This window comes from Bacillus sp. R86525 (genome assembly GCF_042466195.1).
Classification (GTDB): Bacteria; Bacillota; Bacilli; order Bacillales; family Bacillaceae_G; genus Bacillus_A; species Bacillus_A nitratireducens.
Window position 1 is genome coordinate 1,814,633 of sequence record NZ_JAXHPX010000007.1, and the last position, 15,617, is coordinate 1,830,249.

14 protein-coding genes are annotated in these 15,617 nt (G+C 39.3%); 9 read left to right on the forward strand and 5 right to left on the reverse strand.

All coding sequences use genetic code 11. The features are described 5' to 3' along the window. Window positions 1-46 precede the first annotated feature (46 nt). From SJY24_RS11980 to entD, 4 genes are all read left to right on the forward strand, one after another. Window positions 47-799, forward strand: a complete 753-nt coding sequence (locus SJY24_RS11980) for a DeoR/GlpR family DNA-binding transcription regulator (protein ID WP_377864766.1) — start codon at window positions 47-49, stop codon at window positions 797-799. Further along, window positions 796-1,707, forward strand: a complete 912-nt coding sequence (gene pfkB / locus SJY24_RS11985; RefSeq protein ID WP_377864767.1) for a 1-phosphofructokinase — start codon at window positions 796-798, stop codon at window positions 1,705-1,707. Before SJY24_RS11980 ends, pfkB begins: the two co-directional genes overlap by 4 nt. Window positions 1,708-1,720: 13 nt before the next feature. Next, window positions 1,721-3,580 (forward strand): PTS fructose transporter subunit IIABC, encoded by a 1,860-nt coding sequence (locus SJY24_RS11990; RefSeq protein WP_377864768.1) that lies wholly within the window; start codon window positions 1,721-1,723, stop codon window positions 3,578-3,580. A 346-nt stretch (window positions 3,581-3,926) separates the two neighbouring features. Beyond that, window positions 3,927-4,859, forward strand: a complete 933-nt coding sequence (entD, locus tag SJY24_RS11995) for a cell wall-binding protein EntD (RefSeq protein ID WP_377864769.1) — start codon at window positions 3,927-3,929, stop codon at window positions 4,857-4,859. 94 nt (window positions 4,860-4,953) lie between these two features. Here the strand turns inward: entD and SJY24_RS12000 are convergent, their stop codons facing one another. Continuing rightward, complete coding sequence (locus SJY24_RS12000) at window positions 4,954-5,199, reverse strand: hypothetical protein (protein WP_071771467.1); 246 nt, start codon at window positions 5,197-5,199, stop codon at window positions 4,954-4,956. 181 nt (window positions 5,200-5,380) lie between these two features. Here SJY24_RS12000 and miaA point away from each other — a divergent pair, with 181 nt between their 5' ends. Both miaA and hfq read left to right on the forward strand, forming a co-directional pair. Further along, window positions 5,381-6,334 carry a tRNA (adenosine(37)-N6)-dimethylallyltransferase MiaA gene (miaA, locus tag SJY24_RS12005; RefSeq protein WP_377864770.1) on the forward strand — a complete coding sequence of 318 codons (954 nt, stop codon included), beginning with the start codon at window positions 5,381-5,383 and terminating at the stop codon, window positions 6,332-6,334. Window positions 6,335-6,355: 21 nt separating this feature from the next. Then, entirely contained in the window at window positions 6,356-6,580 is a 225-nt protein-coding gene (gene hfq, locus SJY24_RS12010) for an RNA chaperone Hfq (RefSeq protein ID WP_000813896.1), read from the forward strand. A gap of 80 nt (window positions 6,581-6,660) precedes the next feature. Here hfq and SJY24_RS12015 read toward each other — a convergent pair whose 3' ends face one another. Both SJY24_RS12015 and SJY24_RS12020 read right to left on the reverse strand, forming a co-directional pair. Then, complete coding sequence (locus tag SJY24_RS12015; RefSeq protein ID WP_377864771.1) at window positions 6,661-9,888, reverse strand: Gly-Xaa-Xaa repeat protein; 3,228 nt, start codon at window positions 9,886-9,888, stop codon at window positions 6,661-6,663. A gap of 114 nt (window positions 9,889-10,002) precedes the next feature. After that, on the reverse strand, window positions 10,003-10,968 hold the full coding sequence (locus tag SJY24_RS12020; protein WP_377864773.1) for a tyrosine-type recombinase/integrase: 966 nt from the start codon (window positions 10,966-10,968) through the stop codon (window positions 10,003-10,005). A gap of 113 nt (window positions 10,969-11,081) precedes the next feature. On the opposite strand from SJY24_RS12020, the gene spoVK reads away from it, so the two are divergent. Further along, window positions 11,082-12,038 (forward strand): stage V sporulation protein K, encoded by a 957-nt coding sequence (spoVK, locus tag SJY24_RS12025; RefSeq protein WP_098452924.1) that lies wholly within the window; start codon window positions 11,082-11,084, stop codon window positions 12,036-12,038. 32 nt (window positions 12,039-12,070) lie between these two features. On the opposite strand, the gene SJY24_RS12030 is transcribed toward spoVK, so the two are convergent. Both SJY24_RS12030 and SJY24_RS12035 read right to left on the reverse strand, forming a co-directional pair. Beyond that, window positions 12,071-12,208 (reverse strand): hypothetical protein, encoded by a 138-nt coding sequence (locus SJY24_RS12030; protein WP_000181506.1) that lies wholly within the window; start codon window positions 12,206-12,208, stop codon window positions 12,071-12,073. 99 nt (window positions 12,209-12,307) lie between these two features. Then, a complete protein-coding gene (locus tag SJY24_RS12035) occupies window positions 12,308-12,931 on the reverse strand; it encodes a trimeric intracellular cation channel family protein (protein WP_377864774.1) in 624 nt (207 codons plus the stop codon). A 92-nt stretch (window positions 12,932-13,023) separates the two neighbouring features. On the opposite strand from SJY24_RS12035, the gene hflX reads away from it, so the two are divergent. Continuing rightward, on the forward strand, window positions 13,024-14,298 hold the full coding sequence (hflX, locus tag SJY24_RS12040) for a GTPase HflX (protein WP_377867241.1): 1,275 nt from the start codon (window positions 13,024-13,026) through the stop codon (window positions 14,296-14,298). Continuing rightward, window positions 14,291-15,562, forward strand: a complete 1,272-nt coding sequence (locus SJY24_RS12045; protein WP_377864775.1) for a methionine gamma-lyase family protein — start codon at window positions 14,291-14,293, stop codon at window positions 15,560-15,562. The genes hflX and SJY24_RS12045 overlap by 8 nt, the downstream gene beginning before the upstream one ends. The last annotated feature ends 55 nt before the right edge of the window (window positions 15,563-15,617 follow it).

Consider the following 15,617-nt stretch of genomic DNA (forward strand, 5'->3'; position numbering starts at 1 on the left):
TTGTGATCGTTTTCATTATACTGTAATCAAAGAAGAGGTGAATAAAATGTTAACTCCTGAACGTCATCAAATGATATTGCAACTTGTAAAAGAGCAGAAGGTTGTTAAATTACAACAATTAGTGGAAAGAACAGAAAGCTCTGAATCAACAATTCGTCGCGATTTAGCACAATTGGAAAAGCAAAGGTTACTAAAAAGAGTTCATGGTGGCGCTGCTGTTTTAACAGGAAAAGGGCAAGAGCCAACGATGGTTGAAAAATCATCCAAAAACATTCAAATAAAACAACAAATTGCGAAGTATGCAGCTAACATTGCTGAACAAGGTGATTGTATTTATTTAGATGCAGGAAGTACAACATTTGAAATGATTCCATTTTTAATAAATAAAGACGTTACAGTCGTTACGAATGGACTTATGCATATTGAAGCTTTAGTTGAAAATAATATTCGTGCGTATTTACTAGGCGGGATGATGAAGAGTAGGACGAAAGCTTTAATTGGTGCTATGGCACAGGAAAGTATGCAGAAGTATCGCTTTGATAAATGTTTTTTAGGAGCGAATGGTGTACATGAACAGCTTGGTTTTACAACTCCAGATCCAGAAGAGGCACTTTTAAAACAAATGGCATTAACATTAGCAAACGAAGGATATTTCTTAATTGATGAAAGTAAGTTTTCAGAAGTTGCGTTTGCGAAAATTGCCAATGTTGAAGAGGCAAATATTATTACAAACCATTTAGAAATTGATTTAGAAAAATATAAAAGACAAACCAATGTAATTGAGGCTGATAAACAATGATCTATACAGTTACTTTAAACCCATCTATTGATTATGTAGTACAAGTTAATTCCTTCGATTTAGGCGCAGTAAATCGAGCGGAGAAAGATATGAAGTTTCCTGGAGGAAAAGGGATTAATGTTTCTCGCGTTCTTCATCGTTTAGGTGTTGAAAATGTAGCGCTTGGATTTACTGGTGGATTTACTGGTCAATTTATTAAAGATGTATTACAGGCGGAAGGTGTAAAAACAAACTTCGTTCAAGTAGACGGAGATTCCCGAATTAATGTGAAAATAAAAGGTCAAGAAGAGACAGAATTAAACGGGCAAGGTCCTAGTGTGACAAATGAGCAATTTGAGCAATTAATGAAAAAAATTGAAAGTATTAAGCCTGGAGATAGTGTTGTATTAGCTGGAAGTGTACCTTCTTCTATTCCAAATACATTTTATGAATCAATCGCAGAGTTTGGAGCGGAAAAAGGTATTCGTGTAGTGGTAGATGCAAGCGGTAGTGCACTGCAGCATGTAATTAAAAATAAGCCGTTTTTAATAAAGCCTAATCATCATGAACTTGGTGAGTTATTCGGAGTAGAGATTTCAACAGTAGAAGATATTTTACCGTATGGAAGAAAATTAATCGAACAAGGTGTAGAGCACGTTATCGTATCAATGGCAGGAGATGGAGCTTTATTATTTACGGCGGAAGCTATATATGAAGCAACTGTTCCGAAAGGTGTTGTAATTAATTCGGTTGGGGCAGGAGATTCTCTCGTTGCAGGGTTTGTAGGTAAATACGAACAGACAAAGGATATTGAAAAGGCATTTCAATATGGTGTTGCAACAGGGAGTGCAACAGCATTCTCGGCAGATTTATGTGCGAAGGAAAAGGTAGAAGAATTATTGTCGCAAGTAATTGTAGCTAAGCGATAGGGGGAAGCAACATATGAAAATTACAGAACTATTAAAAAGGGATACAGTCATTATGAATTTGACAGCTTCAAATAAAGAAGCTGTCATAGATGAATTAGTTGAGAAATTAAATGGGGCAAATCGTTTAAATAGTAAAGACGAATTCAAAGAAGCTATTTTAAAGCGGGAGTTACAAAGTACAACTGGAATTGGTGAAGGTATTGCTATACCTCATGCGAAGACGAATGCCGTTAAGCAACCGGCGATTTGTTTTGGTAGAAGTGTAAGCGGTATCAACTATGAATCACTTGACGGACAGCCTGCACATTTATTCTTTATGATTGCTGCAAGTGAAGGCGCGAATAATACGCATTTAGAAACGTTGTCTCGTCTTTCCACATTATTAATGGATGAAGGGTTTCGTAAGCAATTATTAGAAGCAAAGGATGAAGAGGAGCTACTTCGTTTATTTGATGAAAAAGAGAATGAAAAAGAAGAAGCTGACATTGAAGTTGCAAAACCAGAAGGAAATGAACCGTACGTATTAGCAGTTACCGCATGCCCAACTGGAATCGCTCACACATATATGGCTGCGGATAGCTTGAAAGCAAAAGCAGCAGAGTTAGGAATAGCAATTAAAGTTGAGACGAACGGATCAACAGGTATAAAAAATGGTTTAACGAAAGAGGACATTGAACGAGCAACAGCTATTATCGTAGCAGCAGATAAACAAGTAGAAATGAACCGTTTTGCTGGGAAGCATGTCATTCAAGTGCCAGTCTCTGATGGAATTAGAAAAACGGAAGTACTTCTTAATCGTGCTGTAAAACAAGATGCACCAATCTTTAAAGGCGTCAAAGAGAACGGGAAGATAGAAAGTGTTGAGAAAGAAAAAGGATTAGGAATCTATAAGCATTTAATGAACGGTGTAAGTAATATGCTTCCATTCGTTGTTGGTGGAGGAATTTTAATTGCACTAGCATTTTGGGTTGGTGGTATAAAAGCAGAAGGACCATTAGCTGAATTGTTAATGTCTATTGGTGGAGGAAAAACAGGGGCGTTTTTATTCCTCGTACCAATTTTAGCTGGATTTATTGCGAGTTCTATTGCTGATCGTCCTGGTTTTATGCCTGGTGTTGTCGGTGGATTTTTAGCAGCACATGCGAATGCTGGATTTTTAGGGGGATTAATTGCTGGTTTCTTAGCTGGGTATGTTGTTTTAGGATTGAAAAGATTGTTTTCAGGATTACCAGCACAGTTAGAAGGAATTAAACCTGTATTGTTATATCCGGTCTTTGGATTGTTGATTACAGGAGTTGTTATGCAAAAAGTAGTAATTCCGCCTGTAGTAGCATTGAATGAAGTGTTAACAGGCTGGTTAAATGGTTTGAACGGTACAAATGCTATATTACTAGGTCTTATATTAGGTGGTATGATGGCAATTGATATGGGTGGTCCAATTAACAAAGCTGCATTTACATTTGGTATTGCTGCAATAGAAGCGCAGAACTTTGGCGTGCACTCTGCCGTTATGGCTGGTGGTATGGTACCACCATTAGCGATTGCATTCGCAACTACTTTCTTTAAATCAAAGTTTACTGAAGCAGAACGTAAATCTGGTTTAACAAATTATATTATGGGAGCGTCGTTTATTACAGAAGGCGCGATTCCATTTGCAGCTGCAGATCCGATTCGAGTTATTGTAAGTTGTGTTGTTGGTTCAAGTATTGCGGGTGCGTCATCTATGTTATTCCAAATTACATTACCAGCACCGCATGGTGGGTTGTTTGTTATCGCATTAGTAAATAAACCGTTGCTATATATTTTCTCTATATTAATTGGAACGATTGTTTCAGCGGTTATGATAGGTGTTTGGAAAAAGAAAGTTAAATAAATGATAAAAGGGACAGCTAATAGGAGTTGTTCCTTTTTTATTACAAAAAAGTAGGTTAATAGTTGGAGAATGATGAATTTTGGTAAAAGATGTAATGAAACGTGATTTTTTTGTAACAAAACAGTAATACTGTAATTTTTTCTGGGAAAAATTCTCATACTTTTATGTGGAAAATATATGAAAACTATTGGGGATTCTATTGGAAATGCACTTTATGAATATGGAAATTTATGTTACAGCTCATTAATCGTATATTACGAATGCTTTGTAATTGTGTGATTTCTAAAAATCCCCAAAATCTGTTGCTATAATGAAAATACGAAAACAAAGCAAATGGAGGCTATTCATGAAAAAATTATTAGGTATAGCAACAGCAGCAGTTTTTGGTCTTGGGATTTTTGCAGGTTCTGCGAAAGCGGAAACGATTGTAACAACGGATGTATTAAACGTTAGAGAAAACCCAACTGTAGAGTCAAAGCTTGTAGGTAAAATGTTAAATGGGAATAAATTAGATGTGATAAATACAGAAAACGGATGGGCAAAAATTAAGTTAGATGGCAAGGAAGCTTTTGTCAATGCTGAATTTACAAAAAGTAAGTATTATGTAACGGCGGGCGTATTAAATGTTCGCGCTGGAGCGAATACTGACTCTGAAATCTTTGGCAAACTTAATAAAGATGATGTGATTGAAACGACAAATCAAGTTCAAAATGAATGGTTACAGTTCGACTACAATGGAAAAGTCGGATATGTTCACGTGCCATTTTTAACAGGAACGGCACCTGTGATTGAAAAGAAAGAAGTGGTAACTCAAGAAGAAGCACCGGCTAGAGTAAATACGTCGGTTAAAAATAATACGGCAGTTAAGAGTAAAGAAGCTGTTAAGAGTGTAGAATCAAGTAAACCTGTAGAAAAAGCACAGCCAGCTGCGAAACCAGTTGCGAAATCTACTGAAACTAGTGCACTTGCTGGTGGGCGTGAAATAACAGTAGAAGCGACAGCATATACAGCGAATCCAAGTGAGAATGGTACGTATGGTGGACGTGTGTTAACTGCGATGGGTCATGATTTAACAGCGAATCCAAATATGAAAGTTATTGCTGTGGATCCCAAAGTAATCCCTCTTGGATCAAAAGTGTGGGTGGAAGGATATGGAGAAGCGATTGCTGGAGATACTGGTGGCGCGATTAAAGGGAACCGTATTGATGTTTTAGTTGGTTCAGATAGCAATGCTGATAGTTGGGGGCGTAAATCAGTTAAAGTGAAAGTTATAAAATAGTTTATCTTTATTAGTGTAAAAAAGCGGTTGCTTGAAAATATGTAAGCAACCGCTTTTTATCATTTTGTAATAACAATATCGCTTCAAAGAATGGTTATTGAAATGGATAAATTGTTTTACCTGTAATAATTTTATATGCGCTGCAAAATTGAGTTTGCATATACTCTGTATGTGTGTTTTCCGAGTGTAACGTTGTTTCTTGAAGAGTAGAATGAAAAGAACGTAGTAAACAATTTAAGGCGAAGTATAATTCGTCTTGTGAACAATTTTGTTCTTTTGTAGCTGTAGCCAAAATGAGGTCATTTGTAAGTGTTGAAAAATTGATAGTGGATTGTTTCATAGTCAACCCATCCTCTCCGAGCGATTTTTATCATGTATATGCAGAATTGGACAAACTATGTTCTTTTTTTATTTATAATTTCATTTACCGAAATGAAAGAACTTGCAATCATGTCGTTAAAATTGGTAAGATTGGGTATAATCAATAGATGGAGTACATTACATAAAGAGAGTTGAATGATATGGGAGAAGTGCAACGTGAAAAAGTTGCTGTCATAATTGGACCCACTGCTGTTGGGAAGACGAAGTTAAGTATCGATCTTGCAAAAGCGTTGAACGGTGAAATTATAAGTGGCGATTCCATGCAGATTTATCGCACGATGGATATTGGAACTGCAAAGGTAACAAAAGAAGAGATGGATGGAATTCCACATTATATGGTCGATATAAAAGATCCGGAAGAATCATTTTCCGTTGCGGAATTTCAAGAACGTGTTCGTAAACATATTCGAGAAATTACAAAGCGTGGTAAATTACCAATTATAGTTGGTGGAACCGGTCTTTATATACAATCTGTTTTATTCGATTATCAGTTTACAGATGATGCTGGTGATGCTACATACCGAGAACAAATGGAAAAGTTGGCTTTAGAACGCGGTGTGGAATATGTACATAAAAAATTGCAAGAAGTAGATCCAGAAAGCGCGGAGCGTATTCATGCAAATAATGTGCGACGTGTCATTCGTGCGTTAGAAATTTTCCACACGACGGGCGAAAAAATGAGTGATCAACTTGAAAAACAAGAAAACGAGTTATTATATGATGTTTCATTGATTGGCTTGACAATGGATCGAGAAATGCTATACGATCGCATTAACTTGCGAGTGGATTTAATGATGGAACAAGGTTTATTAGAAGAAGTAGAAGTGCTGTATAATAGAGGGATGCGAGATTGTCAATCTATTCAAGCGATTGGGTATAAGGAGATATATGGTTATTTTGAGAATCGTGTCTCTTTAGAAGAAGCGGTGTCACAATTAAAGACGAATTCACGCCGTTATGCCAAACGTCAATTAACATGGTTCCGCAATAAAATGGATGTCACATGGTTTGATGTTACGGATGGTGAAAAAACGTCAGAAATTTTACGATACATAGAAGGAAAGTTACAACTAAAGTCGAATAATATTAAGTAGAGAAAAAGAGGAGGATTCGACATGAAGCAATCAATCAATATTCAAGATCAGTTTTTAAATCAACTCCGTAAAGAGAATACGTTCGTTACGCTGTACTTATTAAATGGTTTCCAGCTTCGTGGATTAATTAAAGGATTTGATAATTTTACAGTCCTACTGGAAACAGAAGGTAAGCAACAGCTTATTTATAAACATGCAATTTCTACATTTGTACCACAAAAAAATGTTTCGATTGAACTAGAGTAGTAATGAATTATTGTACATAACAAAAAAAGAGCGAATTTCTCGCTCTTTTTTTATTTGCCATAAACAATAAATAGTGAAATTTAAGCGATTCTAAATACAGTAAGACGAATGTTAGTGTTTCCTGTTGCAGGGACCGTAATCTCGTTAAGAGTAGATTGGACAGAAATGTTTGCTCCAGCAGCTAATGCTTCGATTGTAGTAAATGAAAGTGAGTCGCCTATGAGATTTGAAGAGAAGTTGTCAGTAGCAACTGCTCCATTAATTGAAATTCCTACTCCAAGTGGAGCGCATCCTGGAGCAGTTGTAGAAATAGATACGCTAATTACATAAATACCAGCGTTAATAACAGTAACTGTATTTATGCCGTTAAAGATAATATTGTTTACGTTAATTGCAGTACTAAAAATAAAGTTATTAAATTGGAGTACTGTTTGTTGGATGTTGTTTGTTACAACGATTGTCGCTACTGGGAAGCTAGGTCCAGTAGGTCCGGTAACTCCTATACCAGTAGCACCCGTGTTACCTTGAACACCTTGAGGTCCAGTGGCACCCGTGTTACCTTGAACACCTTGAGGTCCAGTGGTACCAGTAGCACCTGTGTTACCTCTAGGTCCAGTAGCACCCGTGTTACCTTGAACACCTTGAGATCCAGTGGCACCAGTAGCACCTGTGTTACCTTGAACACCTTGAGGTCCAGTGGCACCCGTGTTACCTTGAACACCTTGAGGTCCAGTGGTACCAGTAGCACCTGTGTTACCTCTAGGTCCAGTAGCACCCGTGTTACCTTGAACACCTTGAGATCCAGTGGCACCCGTGTTACCTTGAATACCTTGAGGTCCAGTAGCACCCGTGTTACCTTGAACACCTTGAGGTCCAGTAGCACCCGTGTTACCTTGAACACCTTGAGGTCCGGTAGGTCCAGGAGGCCCACCAGAAGGTCCAGTAGGTCCGGTAACTCCTATACCAGTAGCACCCGTGTTACCTTGAGCGCCTTGAGGTCCAGTAGCACCCGTGTTACCTTGAGCGCCTTGAGGTCCAGTAGCACCCGTGTTACCTTGAGCGCCTTGAGGTCCAGTAGCACCCGTGTTACCTTGAGCGCCTTGAGGTCCAGTAGCACCCGTGTTACCTTGAGCGCCTTGAGATCCAGTGGCACCGGTAGCGCCCGTGTTACCTTGAGCGCCTTGAGGTCCAGTAGCACCCGTGTTACCTTGAGCGCCTTGAGATCCAGTGGCACCGGTAGCGCCCGTGTTACCTTGAACACCTTGAGGTCCAGTGGCACCCGTGTTACCTTGAACACCTTGAGATCCAGTGGCACCCGTGTTACCTTGAATACCTTGAGGTCCAGTAGCACCCGTGTTACCTTGAACACCTTGAGGTCCAGTGGCACCGGTAGCACCTGTGTTACCTCTAGGTCCAGTAGCACCCGTGTTACCTTGAACACCTTGAGATCCAGTGGCACCAGTAGCACCTGTGTTACCTCTAGGTCCGGTAGCACCCGTGTTACCTTGAACACCTTGAGATCCAGTGGCACCAGTAGCACCCGTGTTACCTTGAATACCTTGAGATCCAGTGGCACCAGTAGCACCTGTGTTACCTCTAGGTCCGGTAGCACCCGTGTTACCTTGAACACCTTGAGGTCCAGTGGCGCCGGTAGCGCCCGTGTTACCTTGAACACCTTGAGGTCCAGTAGCACCCGTGTTACCTTGAACACCTTGAGATCCAGTGGCACCAGTAGCACCCGTGTTACCTCTAGGTCCAGTGGCACCAGTAGCACCCGTGTTACCTTGAGCGCCTTGAGGTCCAGTAGCACCCGTGTTACCTTGAGCGCCTTGAGGTCCAGTAGCACCCGTGTTACCTTGAGCGCCTTGAGGTCCAGTAGCACCTGTGTTACCTCTAGGTCCAGTGGCACCTGTGTTACCTCTAGGTCCAGTGGCACCAGTAGCACCCGTGTTACCTTGAACACCTTGAGATCCAGTGGCACCAGTAGCACCTGTGTTACCTCTAGGTCCGGTAGCACCCGTGTTACCTTGAACACCTTGAGATCCAGTGGCACCAGTAGCACCTGTGTTACCTCTAGGTCCGGTAGCACCCGTGTTACCTTGAGCGCCTTGAGGTCCAGTAGCACCCGTGTTACCTTGAATACCTTGAGATCCAGTGGCACCAGTAGCACCTGTGTTACCTCTAGGTCCGGTAGCACCCGTGTTACCTTGAACACCTTGAGGTCCAGTAGCACCCGTGTTACCTTGAACACCTTGAGATCCAGTGGCACCAGTAGCACCCGTGTTACCTCTAGGTCCAGTGGCACCAGTAGCACCCGTGTTACCTTGAGCGCCTTGAGGTCCAGTAGCACCCGTGTTACCTTGAGCGCCTTGAGGTCCAGTAGCACCCGTGTTACCTTGAGCGCCTTGAGGTCCAGTAGCACCTGTGTTACCTCTAGGTCCAGTGGCACCTGTGTTACCTCTAGGTCCAGTGGCACCAGTAGCACCTGTGTTACCTCTAGGTCCAGTGGCACCTGTGTTACCTCTAGGTCCAGTGGCACCAGTAGCACCTGTGTTACCTCTAGGTCCAGTGGCACCAGTAGCACCAGTGTTACCTCTAGGTCCGGTAGCACCAGTAGCACCAGTGTTACCTCTAGGTCCGGTAGCACCAGTAGCACCAGTGTTACCTCTAGGTCCGGTAGCACCAGTAGCACCAGTGTTACCTCTAGGTCCGGTAGCACCAGTGGCGCCCGTGTTACCTCTAGGTCCGGTAGCACCAGTAGCACCCGTGTTACCTCTAGGGCCAGTGACACCAGTCACGCCCGTATTACCTTGAGGTCCAGTAGGTCCAGTAGGTCCTCTGCCGAACGAAGCTGAATTAACTAGAGTAGTTTGTAACTCTGCAATTAATTTAAGGAGTTCTTGGAGTGTACAAGAATCAATTCGGAATAACTTTGTAATGTAAAGTAAATAATTAATTAAAATTTGAAGTTCAACAAATACGGCACTTGCTACGAAGGTCGGATTTTTTAATATAGTTATTAAGTTTTTGATAATGGCGAATCCTTGTGCTTTCAGAGCAGAAGTAGCGTCTAGTGAACAAATGAATTTGCTTAGTAGGTGCAATGTATCTATTAGATCTTCTATGTTTTTTGGGGATGGATTGGCGAAAAGTTTAGGGATTATTTTTATTAAATCGTTAATGATTGCGCGGAATTTTCTAATTTGTGCTTTAGTAATTGGAATTGTTGGGGTAGTTGGAATTCGTCCGGCACTAGTTGGAAAGCATGGATTGGAGTATTTATTTTGATTGTCGTTAAAGCGAGACATTAAATCTCTCCTTTCTAATGAGAATGTGAACGAAACTCATCATAGTAGATGCAGAGAATAGTTAAATGGTCATAGTGAAATTGATTGTTTCGAAAAAAATAAAAAAAAAACGCCTTATAATAGGGCGTTTTTTTTATTTTCAGCATATTGATAATATCGTTTTAGTGAGACTTTTGATTTGAAGCCAACTAATTTTATGATCTCTGGTTCTGGGGTTTGTTTTTTTATTAGGCGTAAAATAAAAGTGTTTCGGAAGTGTTGTCCAGAAATGCCTTTACGTAAATTCGCTCTTGCTACTTCAAGTCGGATCATTTTTTGGATAGCGATTTCTGTTAATGCCTTTGGTGCGTCGTTTTCATATACCCATCTGTATGTTCCTCGGTTAAAATCGAATGCAACAAACAATGGATCGTTACTATGGTATTTAGGGCGAACTGGTTCTGGAATACTTTTATAATATGTGTACAGTTGCTTTTTATCTTCGGTTGTTAATGTGATTGATCTTTCTACTCCTGCGGTTGCTGGAATAGAAAATGTATTAGTTTCGAAATGAACGTGATGCATAGTTAGTGCTGTGAGTTCCTGTAAGGATAGTCCGTAGTCGATTAATAGACTTAAAATGGAGATATTACGATCCATTAATAATGGACGAACAGGACGTTGTTTTTCTGAAAGTCCTTCTAATGAAGTGACTATATGCTTTAATCTTTTTTCTTCATCGGATGAAATGAAATCTTCATCGCGTAATGCACGGTCTGGTTGAATAGTGATTTCCATATTCTTTAATGGGTTGGGGATATTTAGAAAATGATGCATTCTATTTAGAACAATAAATACACGATGCATCGTTTTTTCTGAGTAGTGTCGATTCTTTTTTAAGTCGGAAAAGTAATCTTCATAGTCTTTTGTACAAAGTGTTGCCCATATATTACTGGAAGGGAGCTTTTGGTTTTTTTCTAACCAATGTCCGAAATCTTCAATGTCATAAACATAACGTTTAATGGTTGAAGGCTTTCGACCTTTATTCAATAAAAAAATAGAAAAGGCTTGTATTGTATCATGGAATTCCGTTGTTTCCATAGTCCCACCACCCTAATTATTTCTTATATTATAGCAAACTTTTCTGAAAATAGGCATTTGAAAGAGAGACTGGAATAATAATATTTGGTGAGTGGATAAAATGAGGTGATTGTATGGAACAATCGATGCGTAAGAAAAATAACAATCAAATTAATATTGTATTAAACCATCGAAAAAAAATTTCGTTACCGGCATCAGAAAATAAAGCCGTAATTTCAAGTGAAACCACTACTAAACATGAAATGTTGCAGAGAATTGAAGAAGAAATGGGAAAACTTGTTGGGATGGATGAAATAAAAAAAATAATAAAAGAAATTTATGCTTGGATTTTTGTGAATAAAAAAAGGCAAGAGGTGGGGTTGAAGTCTGAGAAGCAAGTGCTTCATATGTTATTTAAGGGGAATCCCGGTACTGGGAAGACAACCGTTGCTAGAATGATAGGAAAATTGTTGTTTGAGATGAATATTTTATCGAAAGGGCATTTAGTTGAAGCTGAACGTGCTGATCTTGTAGGTGAGTACATCGGTCATACAGCACAAAAGACAAGGGATTTAATAAAGAAGGCTATGGGAGGAATTTTATTTATTGATGAGGCGTATTCATTAGCGAGGGGTGGAGAGAAGGATTTTGGGAAGGAAGCTATTGATACACTTGTGAAGCATATGGAAGATAAGCAACACGGTTTTGTATTAATTTTAGCTGGATATTCAAGAGAGATGAATCATTTTCTTTCATTAAATCCAGGATTACAATCTCGTTTTCCGTTTATTATTGAATTTGCGGATTACTCGGTAAATCAGTTGTTGGAAATTGGGAAGAGAATGTATGAAGAGCGTGAATATCAGTTGTCGAAAGAAGCAGAGTGGAAATTTAGAGATCATTTACACGCGGTAAAGTATTCGTCACAAATTACATCGTTTAGTAATGGGCGATACGTACGGAATATTGTTGAAAAATCAATTCGCACACAAGCTATGCGATTGTTACAAGAGGATACGTATGATAAATATGATTTGATTGGGATATCAAGTATGGATTTGATGCTTGAAGAGGAGACGCACAGTACATAAACTGTGCGTCTGTTTTTTGTGCATAAGTTCGTTTATTCTTTTTTTTCTTTTTCTTGGTGAGATTTATGGAAGCGTTCCATTTTAGCGCTCTTTTCGTGTGCTGAATTAGGATCGTGTCCAAATTGGTTTACTGAGCTTTTTTGAGCGCCTTTGTTAACATGGTTTGTCATTGGTATTCACCTCGCTTTAAAAATTAGTATAAACATTATGTGAAGAAAAACTCGTTAGAAAAGAAAAACCTCTTTACGATATGTAAAGAGGTTAGAGTGTTATTTATGCATTGAACGTTCCTTTGTATCAATACGTCTATGCGGTAAATGCCATTTGTAATGAATAGAAATCATGCGGAAGCAAACAATTAAAATGAATAAGGTGTATAGAGCCCAATCGCTAACGATAATTTGAGCGCCAATTAAGAAACCTGCTAAAATCGTCCAAAACGCATATACTTCAGCTCGGAGGACAAGAGGTTTTCTGCGAGCTAAAAGGTCGCGGATAATACCGCCGCCGATGCCTGTTAAAACAGCAGCTACGATTGTAGCGCTAATTGGTAAATCTAGTTTTTGAGCATAGAGTGCTCCTTGTACAGCGAATGCTGATAAGCCAATGGCGTCTGTGATGTTTTCCCACTTTTTCCAATGTCTAATTAATTTATTTGGAAAAAGAAAAATAATCGTCATTGATAAAAGTGCGATTTGGAATAACATGTCTTGTTGCCAAAATGCGACGATTGGATAACCAATCAATAAATTACGAAGGGCACCTCCCCCAAATGCGGTTGCCATTCCTAAAATATATACCCCGAAAATATCATAATCTTCTTCCATTGCAACAATGGCTCCGCTTAGTGCGAAGGCGATTGTGCCTATGATGCTAAAAATCTCCCATGCCATGAATTTTCTCCCCCGCTAACTAGATGAAATATGCTTCCTCTGCTATTATATTAGAAGGTTTAAATTTCGAAAAGGATGAGTGAACATATTTGATGGAAGAAAAAGAAAAAGTCATATTAGTTGGCTGTCAATTGTCGCAAGATGATGATGAAAAATTTATGCATTCCATGAAAGAACTTGCATCGCTAGCGAAGACTGCTCGAGCGGAAGTGTTAGTATCAACGACGCAAAAACGTCCGAAGTTCCATCCGGCGACTTATATAGGGAAAGGTAAATTAGAAGAGCTTGCAGCTTTAACTGAAGAATTAGAACCAGCTGTTATTATATTTAATAACGAGTTAACACCGAGTCAAATTCGGAATCTATCGTCAGTGTTAGATGCAAGAGTAATTGACCGAACGCAACTAATATTAGATATTTTTGCGCAACGTGCGAAATCGAGAGAAGGTAAGCTTCAAGTAGAATTAGCTCAGTTGCAATATACAATGCCGCGCCTTATGGGACAAGGTCTTGCTTTATCACGTCTTGGTGGTGGAATTGGTACAAGGGGACCGGGAGAGACGAAGCTTGAGACAGATCGTCGTCATATTCGATCTCGTATTGATGAAATAAAGAGACAACTTGCGGTTGTTGTGGAGCATCGAAAAAGATATCGTGAGAGAAGAAAAGATAATAAAGTATTTCAAATTTCGTTAATTGGGTATACAAATGCAGGGAAATCTACGTTGTTTAATAGATTAACGGAAGCTGATACGTTTGAAGAAAACTTATTGTTTGCAACGCTAGATCCGACAACAAGGAAAATGCCGTTACCTTCTGGTTATACCGTGCTTCTGACTGATACGGTTGGTTTTATACAAGATTTACCTACGTCACTAATCGCTGCTTTTCGATCTACGTTAGAAGAAGCTGGTGAAGCGGATGTTATTTTACATGTTGTTGATTCGGCAGACCCTAATTACGTAGGGCATGAACAAACGGTAAAAGAATTATTGTCAGACCTTGAAATTAATCATATTCCTATTATTACGCTTTATAATAAAAAAGATAAGTTGCATCAAAATTTCATTCCATTTCCGAAAAGTGACTTCTTAATGACTAGTGCTTTTGAAGAAAGTGACTTATTACATATAAAAGAAGCGATAGAAAAACAGATGAAGGAAGAAATGGATTGTTATCAAGTGGAAATTCCTCCGAGTGAAGGTAAGTTGTTAACGCTATTAAAGACGGAAACACTATTAACAAAGATGGAGTTTCTAGAAGATAAATTTGTATATGATTGTGCAGGTTATATTTTTGCTCATTCATCGCTTAATGGGCAATTAAAGAGATTTTTAGTGGAAAAAGGAGAAAATAAAAATGTTTGATCGATTGAAAAATGGAGAAAAAATTGCTCCAATCGTAAAAGAAGTAGAGAGCCAGATTACAGAAGTACATAAACGTGCGGATGAAGTAATTGAAAGTAATCAGTTTCGTGTATTAGAAAGTTTTCGTAAACATAAAATTAGCGATTCGCATTTTATTCCGACGACAGGTTATGGTTATGATGATATTGGCCGTGACACGCTAGAGAAAGTGTACGCTGATGTATTTGGAGCGGAAGCTGGTCTTGTTCGTCCGCAAATCATTTCAGGAACTCACGCTATTTCAACAGCTTTATTTGGTATTTTACGTCCGGGAGATGAGCTACTATACATAACGGGGAAACCGTATGATACGTTAGAAGAAATCGTTGGTGTACGCGGAAAAGGTGTAGGTTCATTTAAAGAATATAATATTGGTTATAATGCAGTTCCACTTACTGAAGAGGGGCTTGTTGATTTTGAAGCTGTTGCAGCCGCAATTCATAGTAATACGAAGATGATTGGTATTCAGCGCTCGAAAGGTTATGCTACTCGTCCGTCATTTACTGTTTCACAAATTAAAGAGATGATTGCGTTTGTGAAAGAGATTAAACCTGATGTTGTTGTATTTGTAGATAACTGTTATGGCGAGTTTATTGAAGAGCAAGAGCCATGTCATGTTGGTGCAGATTTAATGGCAGGTTCGCTTATAAAGAACCCTGGCGGTGGAATTGTTAAAACTGGTGGTTACATTGTGGGTAAAGAGCAGTATGTTGAAGCGTGTGCATATCGTTTAACATCTCCAGGAATCGGTGCGGAAGCAGGGGCATCTTTATACAGTTTGCAAGAAATGTATCAAGGTTTCTTCTTAGCGCCGCATGTAGCGGGACAAGCGCTAAAAGGTGCGGTTTTTACAGCTGCATTTTTAGAAAAGTTAGGGATGAATACATCGCCAGCTTGGAATGCGCCAAGAACAGATTTAATTCAGTCTGTTCAATTTGATGATAAAGATCGTATGGTTGCTTTCTGTCAAGCGATTCAATACGCATCTCCGATTAATTCTCATTTCACTCCGTACGCAAACTATATGCCGGGTTATGAAGATGATGTAATTATGGCTGCGGGGACGTTTATTCAAGGTGCAAGTATCGAATTGTCGGCAGATGGCCCGATTCGTCCACCTTATGTTGCTTACGTACAAGGTGGGTTAACTTATTCGCATGTAAAGATTGCGATTTGTTCTGCGATTGATGCGTTAATTGAAAAAAAACTATTAACAATTTCTTAAAGGAAAGCTGTCGATTTCGGCAGCTTTTTTCGTGTGAAAGTAATGATTTGTGCCA